The organism is Catellatospora sichuanensis (genome assembly GCF_007483665.1).
GTDB classification, from domain to species: domain Bacteria; phylum Actinomycetota; class Actinomycetes; order Mycobacteriales; family Micromonosporaceae; genus Catellatospora; species Catellatospora sichuanensis.
In genome coordinates this window covers 59,380-77,056 of record NZ_VIQO01000039.1, presented here as the reverse complement: position 1 = coordinate 77,056, position 17,677 = coordinate 59,380, and the positions used below count along the sequence as shown (strand labels likewise).

Genomic DNA, 17,677 nt, shown 5'->3' with positions numbered 1-17,677 from the left:
CTACGAACGACCCGCCCCGAATCCGACGCCATGCCGGAAGAATTCTCACCAGCGACGACGAGCCGGCCCAGGACTGTCGGCGACGGCTCCTGGCCGCTTGATGCCGATAGCATCGAGGCCGTGGATCAGCCCTGACACTTCCCGCCGACGCGTCCGATCGCCCGCCGTTGCGCGGTGTACGAAATTCCTCGAAGTTTCTCGGCGGAGCGTGTCCGAGTGAAGCGGCGGCGTTCGTAGCAGGGGTGGGAGCCCGTTCGAGAGAGCGGCGACACGACGACAGGAGATGATCCCGATGGCGCAGTACCTGATGTCCGTGCTGTTCGATTCGACCGACCTCGCCACTGCGGAGGAGATGGCCGCGATCGACGTCTTCAATGAAAAGCTCCAGGCCGACGGCAACTGGGTGTTCGCCGGAGGCCTCGCGGCGCCCGCCACGGCCACCGTCGTCGACGGCCGGGACGGGGATCCGGTGTTCACCGACGGACCGTACCTGGAGTCGAAGGAGCACGTCGCCGGATTCTGGATCATCGAGGCACCCCACCTCGACGTGGCGCTCCGGCTCGCCGCACTGGGGTCGAAGAGCTGTAACCGCAGGGTCGAGCTCCGGCCGCTCCTGGGCGAATGACCGACGTCGGCGAAGTGATCACCCGGGTCCACCACGAGGAGTGGGCCCGGGTCATCGCGACCCTGGCCAGGCGCTTAGGGGACCTCGACATCGCCGAGGAGATGGCCGCCGAGGCGTTCGCGACCGCCGTCGAACGCTGGCCGGTGGACGGCGTCCCGCCCAGTCCCGGCGCGTGGCTCACCACCACCGCCCATCGCAAGGCCATCGACCGGCTCCGACGCGAGGTCAGGCGCGAGGAGAAGCACAGGGAGGCGCTGATGGTGTTCGACACCCCGGAGCCGCTCGGCGTCATCGACGACGACCGGCTCCGCCTCGTCTTCACCTGCTGCCACCCCGCCCTCGCCATGGAGGCGCGGATCGCGCTGACCCTGCGGATGGTCGGCGGGCTCACCGTGCCCGAGATCGCTCGCGCGTTCCTGGTCGAGGAGAACGCCATGGGCCGGCGCATCACCCGCGCGAAGGCGAAGATCAAAGCAGCGAAGATCCCCTATGGCGTGCCGTTTCGCGAGGACATCCCGGCCCGGGTCATCGGGGTACTCGCCGTCCTCTACCTGATCTTCAACGAGGGCTACCTGGCCTCGGACCCCGAGAAGGAGGCGGTCCGCGGCGAGCTGACCGCCGAGGCGATCCGGCTGACCCGGCTGGTCCGTGACCTGATGCCGGCCGACGGTGAGGTCGCCGGGCTCCTGGCGCTGATGCTACTGACGGAGGCCCGCCGGACCGCGCGGGTATCCGCAAGCGGTGAGCTCGTCACCCTCGGCGAGCAGGACCGCGGTGCCTGGGACCGCGAGCTGATCGCCGAGGGCCACGCCCTGGTCCGGGCGCGCCTGGCAGCCGGTCAGGCGCCAGGGCGCTACCAGATCCTCGCCGCGATCAACGCCGTCCACACCGCTGCCCGCGACATCCGCGACACCGACTGGTCGCAGGTCGTCGCGCTGTACGACCAGCTGGTCCGCGTCGACCCCTCGCCGATCGTGCGGCTCAACCGGGCGATCGCGGTCGCCGAGCTCGACGGCCCGCAGGTCGCGCTGGCGGAGGTCGACGATCTGCCGCTGGAGGGCTACCACGCCTTCCACGCCGCCCGCGCCGACCTGCTGCGCCGGCTGGGCCGCAGCGAACAGTCGCGCGCGGCGTACGACCGGGCCATCGGGCTGGCCGGCAACACCGCCGAGGCGGCGTACCTCATCCGTCGACGGGACCAGCTGTCCGGACCGTGACTCTCACCCCGGCCACCGACGAACCGGATGTCATCGTGGCCGCGATCTCTCAGGCGGCAGGCCAACCGGCCGCGCATAATCCGGGATCAGCGGCCGGCGCGGTGAAGAAGCTGGGCGCGGGTCTGTCGTCGAATGGTCTGACTTCCGTGATCACGACTTCCCACGCGGTGACCTCACCTTCGACGGTCATCGTGATGCAGCGTGGCCTGCCCGATCCTGAGTCGAACTGAAATCCGCCGATGCGCTCGCCGTCGCAGCCGCCCCAGAGCTTGATCCCGTTGGCGGTGGACAGCGTCACCTTGCCGTCGCCGAGGCAAGCGGCGAACATGTCCATCGCGGTGAGAGAGCTGAAAGGACCGAAAGTCCGTGACGGACCACCATGTTCTTCGACGTGGTTCAGCAGGATGTTGTAGTTGCCCGCCATCTCGGATGCGATGTCCGGCAGCCGGTCCGGTGCGCGATCGCAGGACGCGACGAAGACCATCGAGGTGGCGATGAGTGCGGCGGATGCGGCCCTACGTCGCCGGGACATGCTGATCTCCTCGCTGCGGAATGGTTGCCGACAGGGTACTCAGTGGGCCAAAGCTCTGAGGTGCTCGATCAGGCAACGACCTTGCGCACGTGAGCCGCCGGTCGACCCCGCGATCTCCAAAGTCGCATGCGGCCGGCCGAGGCGGGAGCGCGTAGACGGGCGAATGGGCGCCCTCCCGCGAAGAGGACGCCCATCCTGTCCCGCTAGCGCACGTCGTACGCGTGGACGACGGTCTGGGTGACCGTGTTCCCCGCCCCGTCGGTGGCCCGGGTCCGCAGCGACACGCTGCCCGCACCAGCCGGGAGGTGCGCGGTGTACGCGTCACCGCGCCCCGTCACCCGCACCGCCCGCCAGCTCGCGCCCTCGTCGAACGACACCTCGACGACCAGCGTCGTGTGTCGCGGCGTCGGCAGCCCCGCCTGGTGGCGCAGCCCGATCCCGACGGTGTGCGGCCGACCGGCGACCGAGCCGTCGAGTCCCGCCGGCACCCGGTAATCGACCTGCAGCAGCGGCAGCGGCCGCGCCTCGTCGCCGGGAACCGTCGCGGACTGGAACGCCCAGGTCGTGTCGGTGCGTGTCGCCCGCACCCACTCGGCCGTCGCCCGCGCGGTGGTGAGCTGGAGCCGGTAGCCGCCGGCTCCGGCCGGGACCTCGACGTCGGCCATGGCATGGGGCAGGTCCGCGACCAGTGTCCCGTCGCGCCACAACTTGGCCGCGACCTCGTCACCCTCCCGGAACCCGGCGTGGCCGTCGGCGTCGACGAACTCGGGGACCCGCAGCGACAGCACGTCACCCAGGCGGGTGGAGACCAGCCCGCTCGCCGCGGCCGGCCGGACCACGGGCCCGAACCACGTCTCGTGCCTACGGCCCGCCCGGTGGCTGCGCGGCTGGTCGGTGATGCCGCCGGCCAGCGGGCCCCAGCCGCCCCACGGGTATTCCTGGTGCACCCGGTGCTGCCACACCGAATCACCGGCCGACACCCATTCCTCGCGCGTGGACGGGGTCGCCACGAACCGGGTCGTGTCGTTCCAGGAGTAGTCCTGCCACGGCCGCCAGCCGAAGCGCTGCTCCCGCGCGAACGGCTCGCCGCCGTTGTGCGCGTAGCGGGAGTCGATGCGCATCGAGTTCGCGCTGGTCACCCGGTGCACGATGCGCTGCGGGACGCGGCCCTGCTCGACGTGGAAGACGTCGTACAGGTAGGGACTCACCGTGGTCAGGGTCAGTTCGATCGTCGCACCGGGACGCGTGGCGCGGGCCAGCAGCCTCTGCCCGTCGTCGTGGGCGACCACCATGGCCGGGATCGGCTCGCGTTCGCCCTGCGGCTCCCACACCGTCCACGCCGACCAGTCCGCGGGACGCACGATGACGACCGCCGCCGCACCCGCCGCGGCCGCTGCCGCGATCTGGTCCTGCTCGGTGCGGTCGGAGGCCGTCTCGACCAGCGCGACCGCGCCGCGCACCCGCGCCGCCGTGAGCTGCTGCGCCGTGCCGGTCCCGGCCCGGACCAGCTTCAGCCGCCGCGGCCCGTCGTAGCCGGGCGACATGTGCAGCAGGTTGATGTCGAGCGGGCCGTTCACCCCGTCGACCTTGGCCTGCACCATCGGCGCGACCAGCTGCCAGCGGGAGGAGAACTCGTACGTGCCCGCCGTGACCGGCTTCGTCGGTGTCACGTTGACCTGCTGCACGGTGCTGAAGTGCATGACGCCGTGGCTGATGGTGCGGCCGTTGCCGTGCACCCGGTGCACGTAGTAGCTGAGGATCGCCTGCTGCTCGGCGGGCTTGGGCGTCTCGATGCGGATCGGGGTGCCCTTGCGGGCGTCGAGCACGACGGTCATGTCCCGGGTGACCTTCAGCTCCGGGTCGGTGACCAGGGTGACCTGCTCGTCGAGCGGCGCGCCGTGTTCGATCAGGCCCTGCAGCAGGTAGGTGCCCTCCTCGACCTCGACGGTGCCGTCGTTGCCGACCAGCCACGTCAGGGTGTCGGAGCGGCTGTCCTCGCCGTGCAGCATCACGACCGGTGCGGTGCCGGGGTTTCCGGCGGGGTCGAGCGCGCGCAGGGTGACCTTGTGCCGCGGGCCGGTCATCGTGACGCCGACCGCGGTGCGCAGGGCGATGCCGCCGGGGCCGGTCGCCGTGATGACGCCGCTGTGGCGGCCCCGGTCCAGCTTGGCCGGGTCGAGGGTGGCGGTGACGTCTGCGGTGCCGCCTGCCGGGATGGTCACCTGCGCCGTGCCGGTGGTCAGCGCGTCGGTCTCCGCGACGCCCCGGTCGACGTTGCGCAGGTCGACCTTCAGGTCGAGGGTGACCGCGGCGCTGCCGGTGTTGGTGAACGTCAGCGTACGGGTCGACGCCTGCGCCGAGGGCGCGACGGTGAGCAGGCCGAAGTCGGCGGTGGCGGTGCCGTACACGGTCTGCGCGGCGGCCCGGGACACGTCGACCCGGCCCGCGCCCTGCTCGAACACCGTGAGCGTGGCGTTGGCGCGGGCGGTGCTGACCAGCGCGTTCTTCAGCTGCCCGGCCTTCCAGCCAGGGTGGGCCTGGGCCAGCAGCGCGGCCGCGCCCGCGACGTGCGGGGTGGCCATCGAGGTGCCCGACGCGGTCGTGTAGTTCGCGTCGACGACGGTGCCCATCGACGTCCCGGCCGCGCGGGCCGCGACGATACCCACGCCAGGCGCAGTGATCTCGGGCTTGAGGCCTTCGTCGCCGAGGCGCGGGCCGCGGCTGGAGAAGTCGGCCAGGTTGTCGTCGCGGTCCACGGCCCCGACGGTCAGCGCGGAAGCCGCCGCACCGGGCGAGCCGACGCTGTATTCGGAGCCCTCGTTGCCCGCGGCGATGACGAACAGCGTGCCGCTGGCGGCGGTCAGCCGGTCCACGGCCAGGCTCATCGGGTCCTGGCCGTCGGTGGCCGAGCCGCCCAGGCTCATGCTGACGACCTCGGCGCCCTGCTCGACGGCCCACTCCATGCCCGCGACGATCCAGGACTCGTAACCGGAACCGCCGTCGTTGAGCACCTTGCCCACCAGCAGGTTCGCGCCTGGGGCGACGCCCTTGCGGGTGCCGCCCGAGGCAGCGCCCGTGCCGCCGACTGTCGCGGCGACGTGGGTGCCGTGCCCGTGCCGGTCCACCGCGTCAGGGCTGTCGGTGAAGTTGCGTGCCTGCCCGATCCGACCCGTGAGGTCGGGGTGGTTCGCGTCGACACCGGTGTCCAGGATCGCGACGTCGACGCCCTTGCCGTCGAAGCCGGCGGCCCAGGCCGCGGGCGCGCCGATCTGCGCCACGCTGCGGTCCAGCGCGGCCTTGACGCGGCCGTCGAGCCAGATCCGCTCGATGCCGCCGTCGAGCCGTCCGGCCTCAGCGCGTGCCCGCGCGCTGCCCGCCGCGGACGCGGCGGCTGCCGTGTCCGTCGCCGTCGGTGCCGTCGGTGCGGTGGCCCGCCAGAACCCGGCGAGGCTGTCGCGGCCCGCGGTCAAGGCGGCGCCGCCGATGCTCGGCAGGTCGCGTACCCCGGTGACACCGGCGCTGGCCCGCATGGCGTTCGCGCCGCCTGCGGCGTACCGGACGATCAGCGGCAGGCCGGCCGCGGCGGCGTCGCCGTAGCCGGCTGCGAGCAGCTCCTCCACGTCGAACAGGTCGACGTCGACCGCGCCGGAGGACACGTAGGGCACCACGTCGGACGGCAGCACCCGCAGCCCGCCGTCGACCTCCAGGGTGTGGAACGTGATCCGCTCCCGGCCAGCGGCGGGGCGTACCGCGGCGGTGTGCCTGCCGCCGCCGACGTCACTCAGGGTGACCACGTCACCGGTGACCAGGGTGACCGACTGCGAACCGGCCGTCGGGGTCGCCGCGGTCCGGTCGGGCGCGGACGCCGCGGCGGCAGCGGTCTGCTGCGCCGTGGCGACCACGGTGAAGGTGAGTACGGCCGCCAAACCGCCGGCGGCGGTGGCGCGGCCCAGGGGTGACCACATCGTGTGCAGCTCCTCACGATCAACGCCGCGGACAGCGGCGAAGTTTGATCGGATTGTTCAGCGGCACCGTGTCCAAGGTCACCACTGCGCGGCCTGCGCAAAGGCGACATGTCACCAGGTGGACAACCGGCGTTCACCGCCGCGCCCCGCCCGGCCGGCCGACGGCGGCATGTCCCGCCGGGCCCGTACCCACGGTCCCGGCAGGCGAACGCTGCCGGGGCGGCCGCCCGTCAGCGCGAGGTGAGCACCGCCAACTGGGCCAGGATCGACGAATCGGTGATCTTCTCGTCCTCGGCCAGCAGCAGCACCTTGCTGAGCACCACGCTCGTCATCGCATCATCGTCGGCGAACGGCAGGAACAGCCGCCGGTGTGGCTTGCGCCCGAACCCGTCCGGCACCACGCAGAGGTAACCGCCCGGCTCCACGTGGATGCTGCCGCTGGTCAGGTGCACCCGGTAGACGGCCCGTGAGCCGCGCACCACCGCGGCCGTGCCCTCCACGGTGACCCGGCGCAGGCCCAGATCCTCGATGAGCGCGGTGAGCACCTCGGCCCGGCTCTGTGCGCGAGCCGGTGAGTCCAGCCGGGCGGGGTCGGTGCCCGCCACCGACACGACAAGGTCGAGGTCGCGCATGACCTCGGAGAACACGATCGGCGGCACGTCGGCCAGCGGCACGGTGTCGCGTCCGGACAGGAAACGCAGCGCGCCGATCTCCACGTCGCCCATGCCGAAATAGCCGTGGAAGTCGCAGCGCAGGGCCGCGGTCAGCCCGTCGCCCGCCGGACGGGTGGCCTGGTGCTCGGCATAGTCGTCGTGGGTGCGCCAGCCGCGCCCCGCCAGCAGCTGCCCGGCGACCCGGCCGGTCACGGTGTGGCCCGCGAACCGCTGCGAGGCGTCGACGGCGTCGCGTTCGGCGGGCGTGAGCACGTACAGCTCCCGGAACGCCTGCTTGACGGGCTGGCGCAGCCGGCGGCGCACCACCTCGGCCTGCCAGTGCGCGAGCCGCCCCGACGTGTACAGGTCGAACGGGTGCACCGCGGTCACCGGGCCGGCCGTGTCGACGTCGTCGAGCAGCCCCACCTCGCCGGTGCGGTCGCGCCACAGCAGTGCGGGCAGCATCGCCGCGCCCGCGGGCAACCGGCGCAGCCCGGCCAGCTCCTGTGGACTCACCGGCGCGCCGGTGGCGACGAGCCGTTCGATCACGCCGGTCCGCAGCCGCCGGGCCTGGTCGCGGAGCAGGTCCTGGTGTTCGCGGCTGGCCGTGTAGCGGGCGTCGGCGCGTACCGCGGCGGGCACGCTCTTGAGGGTCTTGTCTCCGCTGGCCACGGTGATCACGGGGTCGGGACCGTCCATGACGACCGTGACCGTGTAGTCGCCGACCGACCACGGCGGCGGGGTGTCGTCGGCCAGTCGGGCCTCGCAGTCGGTCTCCAGGCGGCTCGCGTCGGGCAGGCCCGCGACCTGCGCCAGGTGGTCCAGCGCGACCTCGATCGCGGCGGCGTGGCTGTGCCGCCGGTTCGGGCCGAGCTTCGGCCCGCGCTTGGCGACCTCACGCAGCGCCGTGTACCGGTCCAGCACCATCTCGCCTTCGGCGAGCGGCAGCATTCCGTACGCCGCGATGCCCGCCAGGGCGTTGTTCTTCACGCGTTTGAGCACCGCCGTGCGGTTCTCGCCCAGGGCCGCGCTGACCAGCTCGCACGGCGTCTGCGCCAGCAGCCGCGCGGTCGCGTCCGGTCCGGCCGACTCGGCCGCGGCCAGGATCGGTTCCCGGTCGTGGCGGACCACCCCAGCCGCCGTGATCTGGTGCACCAGCCGCAGCAGCGCCGTCGCGGGCTCGAGTCCGAGCACGGGCAGCAGCGCCTCGGCGTCACCCGCGGGGCGGCGCAGGTGGAAGGCGCGCAGCCGGATCGCGTGCGGGCGCTCCCACAGGTGCGCGACCAGCTCCGCCATCTCGGCATCGGTCAGTTCGGCCGCGCCGAGACGCAGGCCGGTCTTCTCCTCGCCCGTCCAGTCCAGCGCCCGCAGCATGAAGCGCAGCCCGCGCGGCGGGATCACCTGCGGCAGCTCGTCGTCGGGCACCCCGGCCGAGGTCATCCGCCACAGCATCTCGTCGACGTACGGCCGCACGCCGTCGGCGCACGACGCGGGCGGCTGCGACGGGCCGCCCGACGGGTCCCGGCCCACGATGGTGTTGCCCAGCCAGCGGTCCACGGTGAAGGCGTGCTCGACCAGTTCCTTGTCGAGCGCGTCGTGGGCGTGCAGGGCGTCGAGCAGGCGGGTCCTGGCGGCCCGGTTCAGCCTCCCCAGCGGCGTCAGCACCAGCACCCGCATCGCGGCCACGTCACCGGCCGCGATGAACCGGTCGGCCGTCTCGTCCAGCTGCGGTGTCGCCCAGACCGAGCACCCCAGCAGGGCCCGCAGCGCCGCCTCACGGGACCCGGTCGGCCACGGCGTGTCGAGCACCGTGCGCAGGTCCGCGTCGGGGGCGAGCGGGAACGCCTCGTCGTACGCCTCGCTGAGCGCCTGTCCGATGTCGGGGATGCGGCGTTCAAGGTTGCCGCAGACGCGGTCGTCGCCGCGGCGCACCTGCTCGCGGACGATCGGTCCCAGCTCGCGCAGCAGTTCCAGGTCACCGTCCTTGACCGCGGTGCGCACCTGCTCGACCCGCTGCCACAGCGCGGCGCGCGCCTGCGCGAACGCCTCCAGATAGATGTCGGGCACGGGGTGGTCCACGTCAGCCTCCGACCAGCGCGGTGAGCCGCACGAACACGACCGGCTCGCCCAGGCGCAGCACGATCTCCTCGTCCAGCACGTCGACCTGCCGGCCGCCGACGAACAGCGCGAACGCGCCGCGTTCGAACGCCCGCCAGGCGCGGGCCACCTCGGCCTCGACGTCGGGGACGGCCTGCGACCGGTCGGGCAGGCGCACCACTCCGGTCGCGGCCTGGGCGCGGATGTCGTCGTCGGTGAGGTACTGCCGGTCCAGCAGGGTGCGGCACCGGGCGCTGTCGACCTGCCAGGCCCGGACCTGCTCGGCGACGGCCGCGCCGATCAGCTCGCGCACCGTCGTGCGTTCCTGCGCCAGCTCCACCAGCACATCGGGCAGGCGGTCCCCGCCCGGGATCCTGCTGCGTACCTCGACCTGCACCACGTGCCTCCTCGCCTAGGACGGTCCCGACCCTAACCGGGCCGTCCGACATCGGCGGATCACTCCGAATGGGACGTATCGGCGTCGGGTCGGTGATCGCGGTCACGGTGTGTAGGCATACCTAGACCGGCCCAGGGAGGTGTCTAGGTAGGTCGCGGCCAGGCAGGATACGCCGTCGCTGCGGATGGAGATGGGTCGCGGAGAGACGAGTATTTACCTCGTCAGCAAGACACAGAGTCAAGGACTGAGGAGTCTGCGATGTTTGGATCGCCCGAGATGTACTTCGATCTCGCGAAGTTGCATCACCGAGAGCTCATCGACGAGGCCGCGAAGGAGCGGGTAGCGAACCGGCTGCACCGTCACGGCCGCAAGCGCCGCCAGGCGCGCGACCACACGGCGCGATGAGCACGAGCAACAGGCCCGGGAGCCGGAAACGGCCCCGGGCCTGTTCGTATGTGCAGGCCCTGATCGTCCGGCCACCTTGAGTCACATGGTCCTGCGCGGCCGCCTGTCCGATACAAGCGTGAACGCGTCCGGCTGACGGGAGCCGACCAGCGGCCAGGCTGTGAGGATCGATGCATCCGCGGCACCCGCCGCCACCATGGTCCCGGAGGTCCCCCCTTGCTAATCGCCATCCTCGATTTCCGCACCGCCGCCGCCGACCGCGACGCCGCCCTCGCCCAGCTCGACCGGGAGAGCGGCCAGGTCCGCGCCATGCCGGGCAACGTCGCCTACCGGATCTACGCGTCTCGAACGGACGAGTCCGCGATCACCGTCGTACACGAATGGGACGACGAGGAGTCGTTCGGCCGCTATCTGGGGTCGGACTCCTTCGCCCGCTCCGGCGAGGTGCTCCGCCCGATGATGACCGCGCCGCCGGTGAGCCGTCGTTTCCGCGCCGAGCTGCTGGAAACGGTCGGCTGACCAGCGTCCGGTCGCCACCTACGATGTGTCCGTGCGAGGCCGTCGATGATCCGCAAGGCGTACAGCTTCGTCCGCACGTTCCCGGCCGAGCCTGCGCGCGAACTCCGCGTGGACCGCCATTACCTGCTCTGCGCCTCCGCCGGCACCCTCCGGCTGGAGGCGCAGGGCCAGGCGTGGCTGCTGCCCCCGGCGCGGGCCGCGCTGATCGAAGCGGGCCGACCGATCCGGGTGAGCATCCCGCAGCCGGTCACCACGGCGTCGGTGCTGTTCGACCCCGGCTTCACCGCCGTCCCGCCGGCGCCGCTGACCGTGTTCGACCTCAACCCGCTGGCCCGTGCGCTGGTCGACGAGTGCGGGGTGTGGGGCGAGAGCGACGAACCCCTCACCGCGTACGCCGAGACGCTGTTCGCCGCGCTCGCCGCGGTGACCTGGCGGCTCGCCGAGCAACCGAGCCCGGTCGTGGTGCCCGCGGGACGGTCGCCGGAGCTGCGGCGGGCCCTCGAGTCGACCGAGCGGCAACTCGGCGGAGAGGTTCGCTTCGAGGACGTGGCGGCCGAGGTCGGCCTCGCGCCGCGGTCGCTTGCGCGGCGCTTCGCGGAGGAAACCGGCCTGACGTGGCAGGCGGTCCTGCGCCGGATGCGGGTGCTGCACGCGATCGAGTTGCTCGCCGCCGGCGACATCTCGGTGACCCGGATCGCCCACACGGTCGGCTACACCTCGCTGTCGGCGTTCAACTCCGCGTTCCGGGACCTGACCGGCCGCACCCCCACGCAGTACCGCGCGAGCTTCCGGCCCTGATCCGGGTCACCTCTCGGTGTTCAGACCGGCGACGATCGCCCGGGCCACCGGCGACGGGTCCGAGCCGTCGATCGCGAAGCCGTCCGCGACGTACACGGCCGGCTGGGCCATCATCCGCGGCGTCGCGCCGCGGTGAGGCCAGGTCGCGGTGTGCACGATGAACGGGTGGCACAGGAACACGTCACCGGCGCGCCCGGTGGCGTGCACGACCGTGCGGCACAGGACCGACGGACGCACCTGGGACATGGACTCGTCGCCGCTCATCCCGTCCTCGCCCGCCGCGGCCAGGATGCGCGGCATCGCCAGATGCGAGCCGATCGCCATCCGCGTCGGCGCGTCGTCCTCGCCCACGTCGCTGAACAGGAACAGCGCGAGCAGGCCGCGCGCACGTGAGCGCACGTTCGCCCAGTACTCGCCGCCGACCGCGTAGCTGCCCTCGATGTGCCAGCCGACGTCACCCGGGAACTCCTCGGACGGGAACCGCACCGGCACCGAGCCGCCGACGCCGCGGCGCGGTGCCCACCGGCCCGGACCCAGCAACGTGTCGTATGCCGACCACAGTGCGGGCGACGTGCCGGCGGCTTCGAAGGGACCGCCTTCCGGGCACGGGACCCGGACGACCGGGCGGTTCCACGTCCCCGGGTCGCGGGTCACACCCTGCCGCGCGAGCGCCTCCCAGATGGCGTCCCGGCAGGCGGCGACGACGTCGGGAGCGACGGCACCGCGCACGGCGACGTACCCGTCCCGCTCGAACTGCTCGACTTCGCGACCGTCCACGACAATCAGTGTGCCGGAGCACAGCGCAGAGAACATCTCCATTTCTCGATACCCGTCGCCCGACGACGTGAGGCAGGTTCGGTACGACGGTCAGTCCTGCTGGTGGCTGGAACCGCTGCCCGTCCACCAGCCGAGATCGTCCCCGGCACCCGCACCGCGCCGACTGGGGCGTCCCCAACGTCGGCTGAGCCTGGCCGCGTCCCGCGATGCCGCCTGCCCGCGTTCGACCGGTGTCCGGCCGAGCCGCCGTCGCCGAACCACGCGCGGTCGGATCCCACCTGCCCTGAGCAGCGGCAGAGGCGGACGTGGTGGGCGGCGGGCGCGCGCCCCCGGCCCGGCCCGGCGCCTGCGGTGGGCCATCGCGATCAGCGCCTCGCCGACGAGCACGACACCAACACATGCCGACACGACGAGCAGGATGGCCATTCCGTCCGACATGCACCACACGGTACGACGGCCTGGCCCGTCGGCACCGACCCGAACGGTACGACCACGGCGCCGAATCGCACTGTCCCGCCGATGGAATCGCCACTCGCCGTTGTGCTCGCATAGGACGGTCTCTGGCCCTGACCGGGCGGTCCGACATCGGCGGATCACTCCGAATGGGATGTATCGGCGTCGGGTCGGTGATCGCGGTCACGGTGTGTAGGCATACCTAGACCGGCCCAGGAGGTGTCTAGGTAGGTCGCGGCCAGGCAAGATACGCCGTCGCTGCGGATGGAGATGGGCCGTCGTGGGAGGAGTATTTCTCTCGTCAGCAAGACACAGAGTCAAGGACTGAGGAGTCTGCGATGTTTGGATCGCCCGAGATGTACTTCGATCTCGCGAAGTTGCATCACCGAGAGCTCATCGACGAGGCCGCGAAGGAGCGGATAGCGAACCGGCTGCACCGTCACGGCCGCAAGCGCCGCCAGGCGCGCGACCACACGGCGCGATGAGCACGAGCAGACAGGCCCGGGAGCCGGAAACGGCCCCGGGCCTGTTTTTTTGCGCGTCGGACGCAGGTAGGCCGACCCGGTTCGGGACCGCAGCATGACATGTGACGAGCACAACTAATCGTTAGTGGCCCCAACAATCGTGCTATCGTTCGGAGAACAAACGTTAGTGTCACTAACGATTTAGCCGGATAGATCCGTTGGGAGCCACGACCGTGATCAAGCCTTTCCGTATCGACATCCCCCAGGCCGACCTCGACGACCTGAACGACCGGCTCGCCCGCACCCGTTGGCCGAACGAGGTCGCCGACGCCGGGTGGGACTACGGCTTCCCCCTCGCGCGGCTCCAGGAGCTGGCCGAATACTGGCGCACCGGCTACGACTGGCGCGAGCACGAGGCCAAGCTCAACGAGCTGCCACACTTCACCACCGAGATCGAAGGCCAGAACATCCACTTCGTCCACGTCCGGTCCGCGAAGCCGGACGCGCTCGCGCTGATCCTCACCCACGGCTGGCCCGGTTCGTTCCTGGAGTTCCTCGACGTGATCGAGCCGCTGTCGCGCGACTTCCACCTGGTGATCCCGTCCATCCCGGGTTACGGCTTCTCCGGGCCGACCCACGAGCGCGGCTGGGACATCGTCCGGGTCGCGCGGGCCTGGGCCGAGCTGATGCGCCGCCTCGGATACGAGCGCTACGGCGCGCAGGGTGGCGACTTCGGCTCGGGCATCTCCACGGCGCTCGGCGCGGTGGCACCCGAGCAGGTCGTCGGGGTGCACGTCAACTACCTGCCGACCCGGCCGGTCCCGGACGCCGGCATCGAGCTGTCCGCAACGGACGAGGCGCGGCTGGACAAGGTCCGGCAGCTGATGGCGAACCGTCCGCCGTACCAGACTCTGCAGGCCGCCACCCCGCAGACCATCGGCTACGCGCTCACCGACTCCCCGGTCGGCCAGCTGGCCTGGATCGCCGAGCGCTTCGCCCAGTGGACGGACCCGCGGGCGCCGATCAGCGACGAGCGGATGCTCACCGACATCTCGCTGTACTGGCTGACCGCCACCGCGGCCTCCTCGGCGCGGCTGCACCGTGAGACTCCGCGCGGGACCGAGCCGTGCCCGGTGCCGGTCGGCGTGGCGGTGTTCGCGCACGACATCACGCAGTCGGTGCGGCCCCTGGCCGAGCGGCTGTACGACATCAGGCACTGGTCGGAGTTCGAGCGCGGCGGCCACTTCGCCGCGATGGAGGTGCCCGAGCTGCTCGCCGACGACATCCGGGACTTCTTCCTCACCCTCGTCAAGAACGGCTGACCGGGTCGCCACCCGGCAGGAGCCGCTGTCGGCCGCGAACCCCGGGAGCCCGGAGCTCGCGGCCGACGGGCCGTCCGCCGCGGCAGCCCACAGCTGTGGGTCGCGGTTCGCTTGGCGTCTTCGCCGCTGTTAGCCTCAGTGCCGCACAGCCCCCAGCTCGAGCAACGGATGCGTGATGACCGCAGAACACGATGACTCCCCTCGATTCGCATCAGAGCCGTACCCGGCCGACCAACGCGGTCGCAGGATCCGGTGGAGGATCGTGACCATCGGCATGTTCGTGGCGCTCGCCGGCGGGTGCTGGTGGCTGGCGGAGCAGATGGACTGGAACGTCAAGGCCGTCACCGCCGCGGTCGCCATCCCGTACTGGCTCGTCGTCACGGTTGTCTGGCGGCGTTACGGCCCCGCCATGCCGGGCCTGTAAGCGGGGCCTGCACCGGTCACTGGTGCGGCAGGATCTCCTTGGCGTACAGGTCGATCATGTCGCGGAAGTGCGGGCCGACCGAGGCGACGTAGAACTCGTCGAAGCCCGCGTCGCGGTACTTGCCGACCAGGTCCCGGTGGACCTGCGGGTCGGGCCCGCACGCGATCTTCTCGGCGATCGCGTCGGGTGTCACCGGGGTCGCGGCCTGCTCGAAGTGGGCGGGCGTGGGCAGGATCTGCGACAGCTCTCCGGTCAGGCCCGACGTCGGCCACAAGTGGTGGGCCAGCCGCACCGCCTCGTCGCGGTCCGGGGCGTAGCACGCCTTGCCGCCCGCGGCGCTCGGTTTGCCGGCGCCGCCGCTGTCGCGGAACAGCTGCAGCATCTCCGCGTTCGGCTGGGTGCTGATGTAACCGTCGCCGATGCGACCGGCCAGTTTCGTCGAGGTCGGCGCCAGCCCGGACACGTAGATCTTCGGCGGGGTGTCGGGCAGCGTGTAGATCCGGGCGTTCTCCACCGTGTAGTACACGCCGTCGTGCTCGACGTCCTCGCCGGTCCACAGTTCGCGGATGACCTCGACGGCTTCTTCGAGCATGTCGAGGCGCGCCTTGGCCGGTGGCCAGTGCTCGCCGGTGATGTGCTCGTTGAGCGCCTCGCCGGAGCCGACACCCAGCGTGAACCGGCCCTCGGTGAGCACGGCGCTGGTCGCGGCCGCCTGGGCGATGATCGCCGGGTGGGTCCGTACCGTCGGGCACGTCACCGCGGTCGTGATCGGCAGCGTCGTCACGCGGCTCAGTGCGCCGATCATCGACCACACGAACGGACTGTGCCCCTGCGCATCGACCCAGGGATGGAAGTGGTCCGAGATCCACAGCGCGGAGAACCCCGCATCCTGGGCCCGCTGGGCCTGCTCCAGGAGCTCCTGCGGCGAGTACTCCTCGCTGGACAGAAAGTATCCGATTCTCATGATTTGCCGGGTACCCGGGCCTGACCGCAGGGAAACCCGGCGCCCGCGATACCCGGTTTCCATCGGCCATCGACCGGGCACCTGTATGCCATGCATCTGCCCATCAATCACCGGATGCGGCCCCTGTGGCGACTGCTCGCCGGTTCGTCCGCCGCTTACCTGCTGGCCTTCGGGCTGCTCAGCGTGATCGCCACCGCCGGGCAGCCGTTCTTCCACGACGGCGACGCCCGGATGCTGGGCCTGCGCACGAACCCCGCGCTGGCCTGGCTGTGCGTCGCCCTCGGCGCCGTCGGGCTGGCCGGGACGGTCATCGGCCGGACCGCAGCCATGGCCGTGCACCTCGGCGTAGGCGCGGTCTGCCTGCTCGGCGGCCTGGCGACGCTCGCCGTGCTGCAGACCTCGGTCAACAAGCTCAACCTGGACATGGCGACCTGCATCGCGTCGTTCGTGACGGGCACGATCCTGCTGGCCGCCGGGCTGTACGGCAGGACCGGCACCCCACGCGAGGCCGTCACCGAGGAGGTGCTGCGCCACAGCACCCGCCCCGGCGACAAGTTCGCCGTCGAGCCGCACGCCAATCCGTAGCCGTTGCCCGTCTGCGCGGCCGCACCTCGTGCATCGCCCCATCGCCCCGCGTGATCTCCCGGATCATCGGCGAGCGGCGGGTGCTGCCCGCCGACGACATCCTGCAGCGCCTGCGCTGAGGCGCTGTCCGGGCTCCGCCGCACGGCTCTTGGCGGGTGCCGCTGTCGCGGCGCGTCCTGCCTGCGCACTGCGGCAGCGGCGGGTCAGTCGGGAGCGCCGGTGGGCCGCCGCCGGAACGCGGCGCCGAGGGCCGCGCCGCCCGCCATACCCGCCAGCCAGAAGACCACCATCATGAGCAGGAAGTCCACGCGGAGCACGTCGAGGACCGCCGACTGCCAGTCCGGTGGCACGGCATCGCCGGTGCTCAGGTATCCGGCCCGCCGGTTGCCCAGACGACGGCTTCGGGAATGCTGACGGCGAGCACCGCCACCAGGGCGGCGAGCCCGGACAGGGCTCCGGTGCGCAGACCCGCACCGAAGGACCGGCTGCGCCAGGCCGCGGCGAGCGCGACGGCGAGCAGCAGGAAGCTCGGGAAGGAGACCCAGAAGCTGAGTACGCCGCCCTGGTCGTGCGCCAGTGACCAGCGCGAGGCGGCGAAGTTGCCACCTGCCACGACGATCGCCACCCCGGCGGCCGGGATCCACATGCCGCGCGGCCGCCCGGACCGCAGCGCAGCCCACACGCCGCCGAGGGCGAACCTGCGGCGCTCGGCCGGCGGGTCGATCGCCGCGAGTTCGGCCCGCAGCGCCGCGCCCCACGCAGACCGGCTTTCGGGCAGGTCGGCGGTGGTCAGGTCGAGCAGGACCTGCCAAACGTCGCGCGCCGGTTCCCGCCCTGCCGACGCGGTCCTGGCGCCGAGCGCCGCACCGAGGACGGACCACGGCATGGCCCAGATCAGCACGACGAGGAAGATCTCGAACGGCAGCAGCAGGGCGCCCTCGCCGGGGTTCGCGACGGCGGGGAAACTGCCGGGGTCTGCCCGGTACGCGGCGCGCAGGGGCAGGTGCGCGGCCGCGGCACCGGCGGCGACGGCGACCATGGCCAGCAGCCCGGCGACGGCGCCCGCTCCGAATCCGCGGACGCGGGCCACGGCGGCCGCGGCCAGGCTGGCGAGGCCGCCGTAGCCGAGTGCGGCGAGCAGTCCGAGCATCAGGGTCACCAGCACCACGTCGACGCCCCAGCGGGGGCCGTTCGCGACCGTGGCCAGATACGCGCGTTCCAGGGCGAAGGTGAGCAGACCAACGCAGGCGGCGACGGCGAGCAGTCCCCGCCACACGGGACGTCTGACGCCGGCGCGCCACGCAGCACGGGCGCGGGCACCCAGGGTGCCCGCGCCGCCCTGGCGTACGGCGTCCCGCAGCCGGACCGCCACCACCACGACCGCGAGCACGGGCGGTGCGATCAGCACCAGGAAGAAGAGGAAGTCGGGCATCGATGGCCTCCGAGCAGCAGGGCGGATCGGGGATGGTGCGGTCGAAGG

General features: G+C 72.0%; 17 protein-coding genes. 9 read left to right on the top strand and 8 right to left on the bottom strand.

The window, feature by feature from the left end; genetic code table 11:
* The first annotated feature begins 292 nt into the window (after positions 1-292).
* On the top strand, positions 293-625 hold the full coding sequence (locus FLL47_RS38305; RefSeq protein WP_144127575.1) for a YciI family protein: 333 nt from the start codon (positions 293-295) through the stop codon (positions 623-625).
* Positions 622-1,842 carry an RNA polymerase sigma factor gene (locus FLL47_RS38300; protein WP_144127574.1) on the top strand — a complete coding sequence of 407 codons (1,221 nt, stop codon included), beginning with the start codon at positions 622-624 and terminating at the stop codon, positions 1,840-1,842. The genes FLL47_RS38305 and FLL47_RS38300 overlap by 4 nt, the downstream gene beginning before the upstream one ends.
* 49 nt (positions 1,843-1,891) lie before the next feature.
* Here the strand turns inward: FLL47_RS38300 and FLL47_RS38295 are convergent, their stop codons facing one another.
* From FLL47_RS38295 to FLL47_RS38280, 4 genes are all read right to left on the bottom strand, one after another.
* Positions 1,892-2,374: a hypothetical protein gene (locus FLL47_RS38295; protein ID WP_144127573.1), complete on the bottom strand. Its 483-nt coding sequence runs from the start codon at positions 2,372-2,374 to the stop codon at positions 1,892-1,894.
* Between the two features lie 203 nt (positions 2,375-2,577).
* Positions 2,578-6,339, bottom strand: a complete 3,762-nt coding sequence (locus FLL47_RS38290; RefSeq protein WP_144127572.1) for a S8 family serine peptidase — start codon at positions 6,337-6,339, stop codon at positions 2,578-2,580.
* Between the two features lie 230 nt (positions 6,340-6,569).
* A complete protein-coding gene (locus FLL47_RS38285) occupies positions 6,570-9,071 on the bottom strand; it encodes a DUF4132 domain-containing protein (RefSeq protein WP_144127571.1) in 2,502 nt (833 codons plus the stop codon).
* 1 nt (position 9,072) lies between these two features.
* Positions 9,073-9,489: a hypothetical protein gene (locus tag FLL47_RS38280; protein WP_144127570.1), complete on the bottom strand. Its 417-nt coding sequence runs from the start codon at positions 9,487-9,489 to the stop codon at positions 9,073-9,075.
* A gap of 273 nt (positions 9,490-9,762) precedes the next feature.
* On the opposite strand from FLL47_RS38280, the gene FLL47_RS44895 reads away from it, so the two are divergent.
* The 3 genes from FLL47_RS44895 to FLL47_RS38270 all read left to right on the top strand — a co-directional run bounded on the left by FLL47_RS44895 (position 9,763) and on the right by FLL47_RS38270 (position 11,208).
* Positions 9,763-9,891 carry a hypothetical protein gene (locus FLL47_RS44895; protein WP_281286778.1) on the top strand — a complete coding sequence of 43 codons (129 nt, stop codon included), beginning with the start codon at positions 9,763-9,765 and terminating at the stop codon, positions 9,889-9,891.
* A gap of 216 nt (positions 9,892-10,107) precedes the next feature.
* On the top strand, positions 10,108-10,410 hold the full coding sequence (locus tag FLL47_RS38275) for a putative quinol monooxygenase (protein ID WP_144127569.1): 303 nt from the start codon (positions 10,108-10,110) through the stop codon (positions 10,408-10,410).
* Between the two features lie 45 nt (positions 10,411-10,455).
* Entirely contained in the window at positions 10,456-11,208 is a 753-nt protein-coding gene (locus FLL47_RS38270; RefSeq protein WP_144127568.1) for an AraC family transcriptional regulator, read from the top strand.
* Positions 11,209-11,214: 6 nt separating this feature from the next.
* On the opposite strand, the gene FLL47_RS38265 is transcribed toward FLL47_RS38270, so the two are convergent.
* Positions 11,215-11,985: a phytanoyl-CoA dioxygenase family protein gene (locus FLL47_RS38265; protein WP_246159219.1), complete on the bottom strand. Its 771-nt coding sequence runs from the start codon at positions 11,983-11,985 to the stop codon at positions 11,215-11,217.
* Positions 11,986-12,794: 809 nt separating this feature from the next.
* Here FLL47_RS38265 and FLL47_RS44890 point away from each other — a divergent pair.
* The 3 genes from FLL47_RS44890 (at position 12,795) to FLL47_RS43385 (ending at position 14,648) form a co-directional block, all read left to right on the top strand.
* Entirely contained in the window at positions 12,795-12,923 is a 129-nt protein-coding gene (locus FLL47_RS44890) for a hypothetical protein (RefSeq protein WP_281286777.1), read from the top strand.
* A gap of 212 nt (positions 12,924-13,135) precedes the next feature.
* Positions 13,136-14,224 carry an epoxide hydrolase family protein gene (locus FLL47_RS38260; protein ID WP_144127567.1) on the top strand — a complete coding sequence of 363 codons (1,089 nt, stop codon included), beginning with the start codon at positions 13,136-13,138 and terminating at the stop codon, positions 14,222-14,224.
* A 262-nt stretch (positions 14,225-14,486) separates the two neighbouring features.
* Positions 14,487-14,648 (top strand): hypothetical protein, encoded by a 162-nt coding sequence (locus FLL47_RS43385; protein ID WP_186316163.1) that lies wholly within the window; start codon positions 14,487-14,489, stop codon positions 14,646-14,648.
* Positions 14,649-14,664: 16 nt separating this feature from the next.
* On the opposite strand, the gene FLL47_RS38255 is transcribed toward FLL47_RS43385, so the two are convergent.
* Positions 14,665-15,612: a TIGR03557 family F420-dependent LLM class oxidoreductase gene (locus tag FLL47_RS38255; protein WP_144127566.1), complete on the bottom strand. Its 948-nt coding sequence runs from the start codon at positions 15,610-15,612 to the stop codon at positions 14,665-14,667.
* A gap of 114 nt (positions 15,613-15,726) precedes the next feature.
* Between FLL47_RS38255 and FLL47_RS38250 the strand changes: the two genes are divergently transcribed.
* On the top strand, positions 15,727-16,197 hold the full coding sequence (locus FLL47_RS38250; RefSeq protein ID WP_186316162.1) for a DUF4383 domain-containing protein: 471 nt from the start codon (positions 15,727-15,729) through the stop codon (positions 16,195-16,197).
* 203 nt (positions 16,198-16,400) lie between these two features.
* Here the strand turns inward: FLL47_RS38250 and FLL47_RS43380 are convergent, their stop codons facing one another.
* Together FLL47_RS43380 and FLL47_RS38245 are read right to left on the bottom strand one after the other, a co-directional pair.
* Complete coding sequence (locus tag FLL47_RS43380) at positions 16,401-16,547, bottom strand: hypothetical protein (protein ID WP_186316161.1); 147 nt, start codon at positions 16,545-16,547, stop codon at positions 16,401-16,403.
* A gap of 14 nt (positions 16,548-16,561) precedes the next feature.
* On the bottom strand, positions 16,562-17,629 hold the full coding sequence (locus tag FLL47_RS38245) for a hypothetical protein (RefSeq protein WP_144127564.1): 1,068 nt from the start codon (positions 17,627-17,629) through the stop codon (positions 16,562-16,564).
* Positions 17,630-17,677 lie beyond the last annotated feature (48 nt).